Origin of the sequence: Niastella soli, assembly GCF_017742245.1 — a bacterium.
GTDB classification, from domain to species: Bacteria; Bacteroidota; Bacteroidia; order Chitinophagales; family Chitinophagaceae; genus Niastella; species Niastella soli.
In genome coordinates, this window is sequence record NZ_JAGHKO010000004.1 from 620,951 (window position 1) to 635,452 (window position 14,502).

At 42.9% G+C, this 14,502-nt stretch carries 6 protein-coding genes; 3 read left to right on the forward strand and 3 right to left on the reverse strand.

The window, feature by feature from the left end; genetic code table 11:
- The first annotated feature begins 1,429 nt into the window (after window positions 1-1,429).
- Window positions 1,430-2,698: a polysaccharide lyase gene (locus J7I42_RS17485; RefSeq protein ID WP_209140130.1), complete on the forward strand. Its 1,269-nt coding sequence runs from the start codon at window positions 1,430-1,432 to the stop codon at window positions 2,696-2,698.
- Between the two features lie 91 nt (window positions 2,699-2,789).
- On the opposite strand, the gene J7I42_RS17490 is transcribed toward J7I42_RS17485, so the two are convergent.
- The 3 genes from J7I42_RS17490 to J7I42_RS17500 all read right to left on the reverse strand — a co-directional run bounded on the left by J7I42_RS17490 (window position 2,790) and on the right by J7I42_RS17500 (window position 11,519).
- On the reverse strand, window positions 2,790-6,365 hold the full coding sequence (locus J7I42_RS17490; protein WP_209140131.1) for a VCBS repeat-containing protein: 3,576 nt from the start codon (window positions 6,363-6,365) through the stop codon (window positions 2,790-2,792).
- Window positions 6,366-6,594: 229 nt separating this feature from the next.
- Window positions 6,595-8,331, reverse strand: coding sequence for a RagB/SusD family nutrient uptake outer membrane protein (locus J7I42_RS17495; RefSeq protein WP_209140132.1), 1,737 nt, complete (start codon window positions 8,329-8,331; stop codon window positions 6,595-6,597).
- A gap of 20 nt (window positions 8,332-8,351) precedes the next feature.
- Window positions 8,352-11,519, reverse strand: coding sequence for a SusC/RagA family TonB-linked outer membrane protein (locus J7I42_RS17500; protein WP_209140133.1), 3,168 nt, complete (start codon window positions 11,517-11,519; stop codon window positions 8,352-8,354).
- Window positions 11,520-12,213: 694 nt separating this feature from the next.
- Between J7I42_RS17500 and J7I42_RS17505 the strand changes: the two genes are divergently transcribed.
- Together J7I42_RS17505 and J7I42_RS17510 are read left to right on the forward strand one after the other, a co-directional pair.
- Entirely contained in the window at window positions 12,214-12,600 is a 387-nt protein-coding gene (locus J7I42_RS17505) for a toll/interleukin-1 receptor domain-containing protein (RefSeq protein ID WP_209140134.1), read from the forward strand.
- Window positions 12,601-14,241: a hypothetical protein gene (locus J7I42_RS17510; RefSeq protein ID WP_209140135.1), complete on the forward strand. Its 1,641-nt coding sequence runs from the start codon at window positions 12,601-12,603 to the stop codon at window positions 14,239-14,241.
- Window positions 14,242-14,502: the final 261 nt, after the last annotated feature.

Genomic DNA, 14,502 nt, shown 5'->3' on the forward strand with positions numbered 1-14,502 from the left:
TGCAGGTCCCTCTTCCAAAATTAAGGAGCTAATATATAGTTAAGCTGTTCAATTTGCAATAGAACATCCATAAATAAGTTCGAATAGAGCAGTTCGTTGACGATCGATTGAACAGGAGGAGCTCCTGGAACTACCCCGCTTGCGATCATAACCGGACAAAATACAATAGCTCCTTAACAGCATAGTGGAGCCGATGCCACCCGACCGTCAGCAATCTCCAGGTGAATCAGCAGCCCAATGGGCCGGCAAATAGTTTGGCTTGCGAAGTATCAGCCAGCTGCCAATCATCCGGTTTGCCACTATACGCCAGCTTCATTATGCGCTGCTGTTCAATTAAGCCTTATACAGATAGTACAAAACCTCACACAGACTATTTACAATTGTTTTGCGTACACCAATTCTATCGGAGCTTTTTTTTAAGCAATAACACTTACCACCACTTATATTAAATCGACTACATCAGTAGCATTTTAATGACATAAGGTTTCAATTAAATGAAAAAGTATGCAGCTTTGCATCATCGTACTGAATGAAAGCTATTTGACAAATGTCTATTTCTTTGAAAACTTTAGATTAACCAAAATTCAGGCACCATGTTTGTGTTTGAATGGCACGAAATACTTTTTGAAAACACAAATGTCCTTATGATGAAAACTATTAGCAGAATCCTCAAAGATGTCACTAACATCTTTTCATCTGTACCAGAAACAAGAAAACTAATAATCCGTGCTATTGCTACAAAAGGCGCGCAGACATACAGGCTTGCGCAGCCATCAATAACCTCCAACTCACAGTTTGGAAGAAGAGCAGCCATCGCCTTGAAAAGCGACACGGTATCAACAAGTGTTCTTCATGATTCACATCAAATCATCTGAATGGTTTAGTCATTATTTACAATTCATTCAATGTGAAGATTTGTAAATAAGTATTACACTAATCAAATGGGATTTACTAAACAGTGACTCCCCCAATACAGGTCTGGACACACCAATCCAGCACTGTGTAGAAGCACTGTTGTGTGTAATTATGAAGGCTTTTTGAAGAGGATCTCTATGGATGTACATGAGCACGGCGTTGTCTATTGTTCCGGAATTAAAACTGAAAGGCTCTAATTTGTTTTCCATCACCTTGTGTAAGCACCTTATCTATAACCTTACCTATATTTCGCATTCGTACGTTATGAAATGTTAGCCTTGGCATTCCGGGGCACCGGAATGAAAAACGACAGAGTAAGTAACTGTATCTGTCTTTAGAATCAACAAGAGAGGATCAAACCGTTACATGCCGAATAATGCGGCATGGCGGACATGTAACGCATCGCAAGTTTTAAAAAACCACTTGTGATGTGAACGGGGAAGTTCTGTGCGTAAGCAAGACGTTACCGACAATTGAAAACTTTTTTTTAAAATCTAGAAATTAATTACCTGAAATGAAAACTTTGATGCACAAAAGAGGCAATTTGTTACGTAGAAATCAGCGCGTGCTGTCCGTTTCCCTTTTACTGGCTACATTAGCTGCTTGTCAGAAAAATATTGACCAAAAACCTGTGGGTATTGATAGTGAAGAGCAAGTATCAACACAAGCAACATCAGGTGGAAATATTATCTGGTCGGAGAATGCAGATGGTAGCAGCTTTTTAACCGGCGGGTTAAGTTTAAGCATACAATATGCAACATCCTATGGTATTACTCAATCAACAACCCAGGTTTTCAATGGTACAAAATCAGCTCGTTTTGAGTTAAGAGATACCGATGCTGAAAGCCATAGCGGTACAAGAGCCGAAATCTCTTTCCCAACACCTACAACCAATAATTTCTGGTATTCTTATGCATTGTATATGCCCAGCGCTCAGTATAAAGATGAGACTGATGATGAAGTTATCACCCAGTGGCATGGTGGCGGTGGCATTACGCCAGCTATCTCCCTGCGTGTAACAAACGGCCATCTTGTTATGAGAACACCAGATGATGCCAGAACTGATCTTGGCACAATAGAAAAAGACAGATGGCATACTTATGTATATCATATCATCCACTCATCAGGTTCTGATGGTTTGATCGAGATCTGGAAAGATGGCAAACAGATCGTATCACGTAAAGGTGCAAGCATGTACAAGATCACTGGCGATTTCCATCTTCCTAACTGGAAAATGGGTATCTACAAATCAGACTGGAATGGTACTAAAACCACTTCTACCAACCTGAGAGTACTGTATTTCGATGATATCAAATATGGTAAAGCAACAGCAACTTATAATGAAATGTTGCCCGTTGGTAAAACTACCACTACACCAACCAGCCCAACTGATGGATCAACTACCCAACCTACATTACCTACTAATGGGTTGAGCGTTTCATCCTTCACGCTGGTAAATTCAGACACAGAAAAAGATGTACAAACCATTTCAAATGGTCAAACGATCAGCCTGAGCGCACTGAAACTGGCAAAAGCAAATATTCGTGCGATCACAGCTGGAACTATTGCGAATGTAAAATTTGAGTTAAGCGGCAAACAAAGCAAAACTTATACTGATGCTGCAGCTCCCTTTGCATTGCATGGCGATGATGGAAACGGTAACTACTATTATGGCAACTGGAACCCACCAGCATTAGGTACTTATACGCTGAAAGCTACTCCCTATGATTCAAAAGGTGTAGCCGGTACTGCGAAGACCATCACATTTACCATTGCGAAATAACTTATAGTAATTTCTTTAGACGGGAAAAAGCCCTCCGATTGATCGGGGGGCTTTTTCATTTCCATGCGCTACGTTTTTGTTCCTGGAAAATTTATTTAAAAGTAATTTTTCTCATCTTGCCTGCATTGTCAGTAATATCAACAGCCGAAATAGCTGAGGTAACCGCAATAAACCTGGCCGACTGTGACAAGTAGGAAGATCCATAATAAAATTCTTCTTTCCGGTTCTGCCCGTTTATAAAATGGAGGATTGCCATCCGATCATCCGGATTGACCTTAACAAGCTGCGTCTTTTTGGTTTGTTCAAATATTTTCATTTCATTCCTGTTCTGGCTTGCAGCAACCAGATAATTACCCTTACTTCCAGCCATCTTCACCAGGGCCTTTCCATTGCCCGGAATGTAGATGCCACTTTGCTGGATCGAAAGCGGGGTGAATCCACCCTTTCCATCCCCTTTCAGCGACAAACCATTAAACGCATCATAACGACCGATGGAAATATCAGTACCAAAATCGTTTCCATTCATCAGTACATCCAAATTGCCATCGCCATCAAAATCTTCTGTGATCATTCCATTAATAACAGACATCTGGGCTGTTACGGGCAGGGGGATCATGGTGAATTTACCATTGCCATCATTTCTAAGAAAACAGGTTTGCAGCATATTGGCATGTAACCGCAATGCAGTCGCCATTTTGTCTGCAGGGATAATATCCGTCATGGTAGCTACCGCAAACTTTCTGTATTGCTCATACCGCTTTTTTACAGCAGGCCATCTTTCAATAATATCATCCCGGCCATTAGCAGGAAATTCTTTCAATTCTCCATTCACATTGGGAAGGAATAAAGACGGGATTGCCAGATACCCCCCATTTTCGGCAAAATCACCAGCGGTTATACAAACCGGGAATTGATCACTGGCCTGGAACAACGTATTCAGTCCCACATTCCCCACTATATAATCGGTGCGGCCAGTATTCCGAAAGTCGCCGGCAACAATCGAACTCCACCATCCCCGCTTGTTGCCTATGCCTGTGCCAGCCGTAACATTTTTAAATTTTCCGTTTTGATTCTGTAAAAAAGTAACCGGCATCCACTCCCCTGTTAGGATCAGATCGGTTTGATCGTCGTTATTAAAGTCAGTAAACAGCGCATCACAAACCAGCCCGATGTTCTTTAACGCCGGTGCTACTTCAGCGGTTACATCTGTAAATTTTGCATGACCGTTTTGAGAATCGTTCCTGAAAATAAAGCTGCTTACCGGTTTTGGGTAAAAGCCAGGATCAACTCGGCCGCTTACAAATAAATCCAGTTTGCCGTCTTTATTATAATCGAAGGCCCTTACACATAGTTTACTCGTATGATTTTGTGGTAACGCTGTACTGTCAATTGTAAAGCCACCATTACCGTTATTGATGTATAATCTATCCTGGTAACATACATCACCTGTAGCATTATGAAAACCGCCGCTTGAAACATATACATCGGGTTTGCCATCACCATTGGCATCAAACACCAGGACACCTTCGTCTTTATGCGTACCGGTACCGGGTTTCGGTTCATACAAATCCTTTTGTACAAAAGAACCATTGGGTTGTTGCAAAAAAAGCTGCGCCGGATTGGCGGCATTGCCCCCGATTATCATATCGTCCAACCCATTGCCATCCAGATCAGCTGCGGCCAGGGCCGGACAGTTTTCCGAAAATTTATGCGGCAGAATAGATTGAATATTAAAATCAACAAAGTCAAAATCCCGATGGGCATAGTGAATACCCAGTGACCGGGTTACATTATGGAACAAGGCCGCGGAATTTATAGCTGGTTGTTCATTTGTGTAGGATTGATCGGCATTGGCGATACTTACAGTAATATGTTGGTTGGCCTTAACGTTCTTTAACACCTGTTTTTTACCCGTATTCCATTGTATTACTGCCGAGTCAACCACCGTAGTTTTTCCCAGTCCAAAATGGGCTATAGCCTGCATGGAGGAAAGATACCCCCGGTAGGGATTGTTTTCAAATGCCTGTACTTTGCCGCCATCATAGTAAATGGTGATCATGGCGCCCAATCCATTTATATTTTTCGGGCCGCCTTTACAACTGATCTGCAGGTAATTGTCAGTAACAGTATCCTTATCACGCGTCGTATTCCTGTACAACAGGGCTTCATCGTTGATATTGTTAATGATCATATCCATGGCACCGTCATTGTCAAGATCTGCATATACAGCACCATTACTAAACGTAGGTATCTTCAAACCCCAATTATCGGTCACATCGCTGAAGGTGAGGTTGCCATTATTATGGAAAGCAAAATTATTGAGTTTCACCTCCGGGATCTGCTTGATCAATTCCGACTTGGGTGTCAGATTGGTGGCATATTGCCGATAACTGACGAAATCATGATCGCTTACATCTTTACGAAATCCATTTGTAATAATTATATCCCGGTAACTATCGTTATCGAAATCGGTTGCCAGCGGGGCCCAGCTCCAGTCTGTTTGCGAAATACCGCTCATGAAACCAATCTCACTAAAAGCCGGCGCACCCAGGGAATCGTTATCATCCAGTCTTGGGCCCCTGTTCAATGACAAGGTGTTGCGCACATATTGATATTGATAGCCGTAATTGTCAAAGTTCTGGTAGGTGACATAATTGGTGGTGGCGGTCATGATTTTCTTCCGGTAATTATCCGGCGGGTTCATGTCCAGCTCAATTACATCAGGCAATGCATCGTTATTGATATCAACAATGTCCTGACCCATGGTATTAAAGGAGGTATGTTTAAAATACTCCTTTACCTTATTTGAAAAGGTACCATTGTGGTTGTTGATATATAAAATATTGTTCGACAGAAAATCATCCGACACATAAATATCTTTCCACCCATCGTTATTTATATCGCAAACAGTGGCCCCATGGCCGTACCCATGCTCTATTACTCCGGCTTCTTCAGACACATCGTGAAAAACTGTCTGTTTGGTTATTGAATCGAGGTCGTTACGGAACAGCTTGCCGCGGTTGGGTCCCGTGTTGCTTTTATTACGTTCTAAAAAAACAGAGGTGTTATATCCGTTGGAGGCCTCGTTAACGGTGAGATACATATCAAGATCCCCGTCATTATCATAATCGAAAAAGGCTGCCATGGTTGATTGTACATGAATATCCAGCCCATAGGCAGCCGCCAGATCTTTAAAATGCGGAATACCGGCTTTATCCGTTCCCTGATTTACATATAAGATATTTCTTCTTCTGAGGGAGTCTTTGTAGATCGTATTACAGATATAGAGGTCCATCAGGCCATCGTTATTGATATCTACTACCGCCACTCCCCTTGCCCATCGGCCTAACCCGTCAACACCTGCGGGGGCAGTTATATCTTCAAAGGTAAAATTGCCTTTGTTAAGATATAATTTGCTGGGCACCATATTACCGGTAAAATAGAGATCCTGTAGGCCATCATTATTAAAATCACCAACGCCAATGCCCCCTCCATTGTAAATGTTTACCACATTCAACGGGTTGATGGAGTCGTTCTCAATGATGCGATTATTGAACGTGATCCCTGAATGCGACGATCCAATTTTCTGGAATAAGGAATGTTTTGAACGACAGGCAGCCATGCAAAACAGCAATGTACCAACAGTTAGTAATCGTAATGAATTCATGGTTCTATATATACGGTACTTGAAAGATAATAAAAAAGGGGATGACCTGAAAGGTCCGCCACCGGGTCTAAAATAATCAGATGGTTATGCGTCCCTGACAGGTCATTCGTGACTATTAAATCAGACCAGTCCGGTTGGCGGACAGGCTCTTACAGGTCTTTTGCTATTTACTTATCCGGCACCCTGCTGAAGGCGGGGCGCCATTCTAAGGGCGGACCCTGCCCAGTTATTATGGGTTCGGGGTCAAATTCGGATTAAGGGAAATGGCAACCTGTGGTATTGGCAACAGGGTCTTTTCGGGGGTAAGCGTGGTATTGTATAAACCATGTTTCTTACCGTCGTGTGTTGGGCCAGGCGCCGGATTTACAACCGGTTCATAACTGCCATCAACTGTACCATTGGCCTTTTTTATAAAAGCGATGGCTACATCAGTACCAGCTCTGCACAGGTTAAAGAAAAGCGAATATTCGCCGGCCAGTTCATGTCTGTATTCGCTCAAGACCATTTGCAGCGGATCGGTAATAGGTTGCCCCGGTGTGCCATCAAAATTGGCACTGTCTTTCATCACTGCAGGTGCTATACCGCCCCAGGCCCTGTCTCTTACTGTTTTCAGATCGGCCATAGCGCCGGCGATATCATTGGTACGAATTTTACATTCAGCCCGGCTTAATAACACTTCGGCATATCGCATAAGGATCTGGTTTTGATCGCCGAATATTTTTTGCGGGCCATAACCGCCGGTCAAATTGTAATCACGCCATTTTTTAGAGCAATAATAACCTGTGCGGCCATTGTCGCTGCCATACCAGGGTCTTGTTTGGGTACCACAGGTATTTAAGATAGAACCATCATCGGCTGTATATTTTTTATTGCCGCCGGCAAAACCGTCTTTTACCGGAATGTATCCTTTTATGCCACCCCATGCCTTTATAATGCCCGGGCTTGCGATGGTATCGCCAGGCCCTACTATGGTCAGCAGTTTGCGTTGATCGCCTTCCTGAAATGAATTCCATAAGGCCGGGTTGCCGTAATCGTACCCCTGTTGGGTTATTTCTTCGGGCCAGCTGAAACTGTCTATCCAGGCAATTTCACCACCGGGCGGATTCCAGCTTCCACCCCAGTCTTGCGGATCGCCTGATTTTACTTCAAATTGAATTTCAAACAGTGATTCATTATTGTTCTGGTTATCGTATTCATGCACATCGGCAAATTTCTTCAATAAAGCATAGTTACTTGACAATTCCTGACTGTTAAAAGCAGCCAGCGCCGCTGGATAATTTTTCAACCACATTTGGGCGGCACCTTCATAAGCAAAAGCGGCCCCTTTGGTAGCTCTTCCCAGGTCGGCTTTTGGCAGGTCTTTTTTCGACCATAATAAAGTTTCGGCCTTTTTCATATCAGCTACCACCTGCATATAAACAGAATCGCGGGGGGAACGTGGTCTTAACCCCAGATTTAAAGCGCCGGATGTATCTACCTCTAATGGTACCCCGCCAAAACAGGATGCCAGATAATAATAAGTAAGCCCGCGTAAAAAATACGCCTCGCCTTTTAAGCGGTTTGCGAGTGAAGCATCGATCACTCCTTTAGTCTGAGCTTTTGTAATGGTGGTAAATGCAGAATTGGCCCGGGCGATACCAATATACGACTGGTTCCAAAGCGTAGACAGTCCACCAAACGTAGAAGGGATCTGATAGTTATTCCAGAAGACATCACCGCCCCAGTTAAAAAAGTCATGGGTGCCGAAATTAGCCCGGTACCAGATACATTTTTTTAGCAGGTCGCTGTTTTGGTAAGTATCGTAAATACCATTTACCAGGCCAATCACCGCTTCCTTTTTTGTGGAAAGCGCATCGGCATTTGACTGAAAGGTATTGTCCTGGTCCAGGAAACTTTCCTTACAGGCCATAGGGAAAACCAGCATGATCAGGGCTATTTTAAAAATATATCGATTGTTTCTTTTCATATCGGTAGTTTTTCAATCGTTTAGAATGTGAGGTTTAATCCTAGAGTAAAAAACCTGGAGGAAGGATAGGTACCATTGTCCAGTCCATATTGTGTTGGATTCGGAAGCGTATTAGAGCCCATATTTGAAGTACCACCCTGCATCCCGATCTCGGGATCAAGCCCTGAATATTTGGTGATAAAAAACAGGTTTTGGGTAGAAACATATACTCTGAATCTGGTTATGGAAAACCTGTTCAGTAATTCGGAAGGCAACGTATAACCAACAGTGAGGTTTTTTAATTTCACGAAGCTGCCATTTTCAACCCACACATCAGAGGGAACACTATTCAGGGTATTATCATCATTAGGCAGGGCGCGGGCATACCGGTTAGAAGGACGGTTGGGCTGCCAGTAATTATCAAAATATTCCTGGCTCACGTTCTGAACGCCTTCCGAGCCTCTTTTCTGGAAGCTTTCGAGGTGGCTTTCAACATAGTTCAATACTTTGTTCCCAAAACTTCCATAAAAATACAGGTTAAAATCCCATGCTTTGTAAGAACCATCGAGGTTAAGCCCGCCAAATACTTTAGGTTGCGGGTTTCCGATAGCGGTACGGTCTTTTGCATCTACTACGCCATCGCCGGTCAGATCGGCAAAATGGCGATCGCCTGGTCTTGTAGCTGCGCGGTAATAGATGCCACCTGGTGCTTTGGCATTCAGGGCATCTATTTCGGCCTGGGTTTGAAAAATACCTAATGATTTATACCCATAGAATTCGCCAACAGGGCCGCCTACAGAAGAACGGCTAAACTCATCCCAGCCCTGACCCACTAACGTTACGCCGCCATAATTTAAAACGTAATTGGTGCCGGAAGTTAAACTTGTCAGGGTGTTCTTGATCTTTGATAGTGTAAGGCCGGCCCCATATTGAAAGTATTTACCCACATTACCTTTGTAGTTCAGGGCAATTTCAATGCCCTTATTATTCATGCTTCCTACGTTGCGGGTGAGATAATCATATCCTGTTTGTGCCGGTGCCTGTAGCTTCAACAGAAAATCTTTTGAATCCCTGTTGAAGTAGTCAACCATTAAAGTTAAGGCTCCATCCAGGAAGGCCGCATCCAATCCAAAATCCGTTTGTTCGTCGGTTTCCCATTTCAGATCGGGGTTTGCTGCCTGAATTTGTGCACTGCCATTCTGGTACATTTTATCAAAAGGATAACCGAAGTTATCTTTACTACTGCCATTATAATTGGCAGGAAAGTTCCCTACATACCAGGCCTGGTATTGAAATATTGGGATAGGAAGCTGGTTACCTACTCTACCCCAGCCAGCCCGCAGTTTCAGGTCGCTCAGCCAATTCACGTCTTTCAGGAATGATTCATTTTTTATTCTCCATCCCACAGCGGTGGAAGGAAAGTTGCCATATTTATGTCCTTTTTCGAATTTGGATGATCCATCTCGTCTAATGGTCCCGGTGATCATGTATTTATCGGCAAACTGATAGGTAACCCGTGCAAACTGTGACGCAATGGTTGTAATGTTTTTACCGTTACCCCATTGATCAAAGATCACGTTCGACATTTGGGCCAGGTCCCTGGTGGTATTATTTGGTGGGATCCCGGTGGCGCCCATTAAGGTGTTGATATTTTTTTGTGCAGAAACACCAGCCACAAAATTAATGGCATGATCGCCAAAGGTTTTATCGTACGAGATCGTATTCTCCCACAGCCATTCAAAATTGTTGCTCATATTCTGCCGGTAGCTGGCAGCGGCAATGGCAGCTGTCGGGAATTGGGCATTGGCCCTTGAATCTTCGGGTTGAAAAAAGGAGCCGGAGAAATTCTTCACATTTACCCCTGCATTGGTTTTGAGCTTCAGGCCATCATAGACGGTAGCCTCCAATGAAGAGGTGGCCAGCACATAATTCGTAATGTTCTCATATTGATTCGACTCCACGGTATAAACCGGGTTGGTGAATTTAAATACATTGGACTGAAGCGGATTGTAAAACCCATAATTACCATTGCCATCTTTTATCTGGTAAGTCAACCGGTTGCCGCTATCCAGCGTTGGCGGGTTGATCACTAAATTAAACAGTTGTCCCGTTCCGTAAGGATTATTGGCATCCTGGTAAGTGTATTTTACACTGCTGGAAGATTTAAGCCATTTGGTTGGCTGGAAGTCGAGGTTTAACCCCGTAGTGAAGCGTTTAAAGTAGGAACCCAGTACGATGCCCTTTTGGTTATAATAACCAAAAGACACAGCTGTTTGCACTTTATCGTTGCCGCCCCTGATAGCAACGGTATAATTTTGGGTAAGGCTTTTACGATACATAGCATCCTGCCAGTCTACAGTATGCAATACATCGGGGGTATGCCAAAGGGGTAAACCGTGATAAGTATGCGTTGAATCTGCCGCCTCTACGTTGTTGGACAGCGTAGCCCAGTCACGGGCATTTAAGATATCGTATTGTTTAGGTTTGCTTTGGAAACCTGTATAGGCATCTACAGAAACCTGGGTTTTATTTCTTGTTCCCTTTTTGGTAGTGATGATCACCACGCCGTTGGCAGCGCGAACACCATACACCGCAGTGGCAGAAGCGTCTTTCAATACATCTATGGTGGCAATATCATTCGGATTGAGATTATTGATCCCATCGTTAGTGGGGTAACCATCTATTACATATAAAGGTACGTTCCCGCCACTGGCCAAACTACCAACACCGCGGATCAACACGCTCATATTGCCGCCTGGTGCCCCATCGTTATTGGTTATCTGCACCCCGGCTGCTCTACCTTGTAAAGCCTGGTCTACCGTGGTTACAGGAATTTTTTCAATAGTTGCAGCATTTACCGAACTGATGGCGCCGGTTACGTCTCTTCGTTTTGTAGTACCATACCCGATCACCACCACTTCATTCAGGTCGAAGCCCTTGGTTTTTAAGGAAACCAGGATATTTCCATCTGCACCGATGGGAACGTCCACGGTTTGAAAACCAATTGAACTGATGGTTACCGTTGTTTCATCGGCAGGCACCGAGAAAGTAAACGTACCATCTGGAGCAGTCACTGTACTGATTTTGCTTTTCCTGGCTGTTACAGTTGCTCCTGTAACTGGCTGACTGTCTGAAGAATTGGAGGTTATTTTACCGGTTAACTTTTTTTGTTGGGCAAAGGCTGCCGCTGAAACGAATAGGAGTAGCATTGGACAGACAACTAATCTGATGATCAACCTGTTGACAGTTGAAACATGTCTCATAAAGCAAGTTATTAAGGTTAGAGTATAATGACCGTTAGCGTACAATATGTGAAACAATAAAATTATTATTTCAGGGTACTACCATGCTAATACTTTTTTAGCACGTCTTCATAGTTTTTATTCAAAAAACAATTTGTAATTCCGGAACCACGGTATTTTGGTCAAAATGACATTTATCTGCAATCAATCTGTAGCACTCAAGGAGGTCACAGTGAAAACATTACGCCATAAGGAAAGGTTATATTTGAGGGTGGTCCTTGAATGCAGTAAAACTATTACAGTCTTATTTGAAACAGGAGGTGAAATGTTTCAGATTAGGGTGTGAAATGTTTCAAACGACTGATTTTCCAGCTCCCAATCCTGGGTGGCCCTCACTTCAAAGGATCTCCCATGATTTTCCCGGCCTTACCTGGCCTAAGGATCTTTATCTGTTTCAGGAAACAGCCCGATCAGGTTGTATGGAGTTCAGGAATGGCTGTGTCCATTTAAATGGGGCATCTCAATAGATAAAGAAATTAAATAATATTTCGTAGCCACCGATAAGATGATGCCCGTCATAAAAGCATTCCAAATACGGGGAAAACACCTGTTATTATTACCCCAAATCTTTGTAACGTTAGGCTACACTTAAAAAACCTGTATGGCTAATATTTTTATAAGTCACCGAATAAAAGACAACGACGAGGCAGAAACACTTGCCGCCCATATTAGAGATAAAGGCCACGACGTATGGCTTGACATCTGGAAGATCGATGTCGGTGATTCAATAATAAAGAAGATCAATGAGGGGCTAGCCGGAGCTACCTATCTCGTCCTTTGTTATTCAGATGCAGGCGTAATGTCTGAGTGGATCAGTCAGGAATGGATGGCAACCCTGGCAAGACAGTTAAATGGCGAAGGGGTGAAAATTTTACCTGTGCGGCTTACAGGAGGTAAACCGCCGGCCATCTTAGCTGATATTAAATATGCAGACCTGGTGTACGACTATTCCAATGGTTTATCTCAACTTTTAAAGGCGATTAAATAGATGAAGCAAAAGATCCTAATTGCCCATGCCAGAGGGGAAGACACGCTTGCAGAACAACTTGCGGCACCTTTAATTAAAGAGGGGTATGAGGCTGTTCATATAGGCACAATAGCAATAAGCGAAAGTATCATTGAAGAGTTATCAAAATGTTTAACAGAAAAAACACCCGTATTATTTTGTGCAACCTATAAAGCAGTTGCCAGCAAATGGGCGCGACACCTGGTGAATGCAGCCAGAAATATTCCAGGAGTAAGGGTATTTGCTTTGCAAATGGATGAAGAGGTTTACATGGAGCAACTCATTTTGGATGAGAAATATGGGAAATATTGGGAAAACCCCACCTACACCATGAATGAATTGAAAGAGGCGTTGCGTAAGTACTATCCAATTGATGGCAGTACCAATTCAGGTATTATCATGCAGGCGGCATTAAATAATTACTATGCGGAGATCCGGAAAAGATACCAGCGGCTTGACCTCGACAGTCTTACCCCGCGTCAAAAGTCGGATTATTTAGAAGTACAGCTTCGTTCCGTATACGTGGAACAACATGTTCGCGACAACCCTCCCCCGGTCGATTTCCCGCCTGAAATCCTCGAACGCCTTCAAAAAAACAACGAATTTGAACAGGGAGAACTCCCGGAAGACATTGCATTGGAGGATGTAAAGCGGGTAAGTGATGTGTATTATAAAAAACCGCCCCGCCCGGTGCTTGATATACTGTCAGACGTCGTCAATCAACATGTTGTTATCCTGGGCGACCCAGGTTCGGGGAAATCAACGCTAACCCGTTTCATTATCCTATCACTCATTGATGTAACACAGGATTCAAAGATCGGCAATGCATTCCCCGATTATCTACCCCTGTTGATTGAACTAAAAAGCTATATAGATCTAATTAAAAAGAATGATAAGTATAAAAACTTCATTGACTACTTTGAATATTTAAAACAATCAGAAGGGTATTATTTCGAAAAGGAAATTCTGCATACTTATCTTAAAACAACCGGCAAAGCGATTGTGATTTTTGATGGACTGGATGAAATTTTTGAACCACAGGAACGCGATCAGGTTTGCAGACATATTGATAATTTCAAGGAAACCTATCCGGGCGCCAGGATCATTGTTACCAGCCGCATTGTAGGTTTTCGACGCAGAATACTTACCGATACCGGTTTCAGGATCTTTACACTCCAGGATTTGGATGAACCCCAAATTAAGGAATTTGTTGAAAAATGGTTTTCAATAGCCTTATATGACAGGAAGGAGGAATTCACAGCAGAACGCTGTAATCTGATCATGGCAGCTGTAAAGGATTCAACCTCCATTCGGCAATTGGCCGGCAATCCAATGTTGCTAACTATTATGTCTATTCTTTCAAAAAACCAGGAATTGCCTCGTGAGCGTTGGAAATTATATGATCATGCTGCTCAGGTGCTTATTGAGATCTGGGATGTAAACAAGTATTTGGAAGTCCATAAACTTAAAAGCAACCACATTGACGAAGAAGATAAAAGAGAAATGCTTCAAAAGATAGCTTTCAAAATGCAAATAGGCAAAGGTGTTGCTGCGGGCAATTATATTATCGAAAAAGAGCTTCAAAACGAGTTTGAAAAATATATAATTGAAAGATACCAGTAACAACCAGGAAATGCGAAGTCAGCTGCACAAAATATGATTCAGCAGCTAAGAGAACGAAACTTCATATTATCACAGTACGGGGCCAAGCTGTATGGTTTTGTACATCGGGCTTTTCTTGAATATTTTTGCGCCTTGTATTTTCTGCACGATTTTAAGAATACACACAAGCTATCCCTGGAACAATTAACAACAAATGTTTTTGGAAGGTACTGCTATAATCAATCCTGGCATGAAGTATTGAGGTTGGTTTGCGGGATGATA

Coding starts and splice junctions, on each gene's coding strand:
- J7I42_RS17505 (WP_209140134.1), top strand. CDS start 12,214: ATGGCTAATATTTTTATAAGTCACCGAATAAAAGACAACGACGAGGCA.
- J7I42_RS17510 (WP_209140135.1), top strand. CDS start 12,601: ATGAAGCAAAAGATCCTAATTGCCCATGCCAGAGGGGAAGACACGCTT.
- J7I42_RS17500 (WP_209140133.1), bottom strand. CDS start 11,519: ATGCTACTCCTATTCGTTTCAGCGGCAGCCTTTGCCCAACAAAAAAAG.
- J7I42_RS17495 (WP_209140132.1), bottom strand. CDS start 8,331: ATGAAAAGAAACAATCGATATATTTTTAAAATAGCCCTGATCATGCTG.
- J7I42_RS17485 (WP_209140130.1), top strand. CDS start 1,430: ATGAAAACTTTGATGCACAAAAGAGGCAATTTGTTACGTAGAAATCAG.
- J7I42_RS17490 (WP_209140131.1), bottom strand. CDS start 6,365: ATGAATTCATTACGATTACTAACTGTTGGTACATTGCTGTTTTGCATG.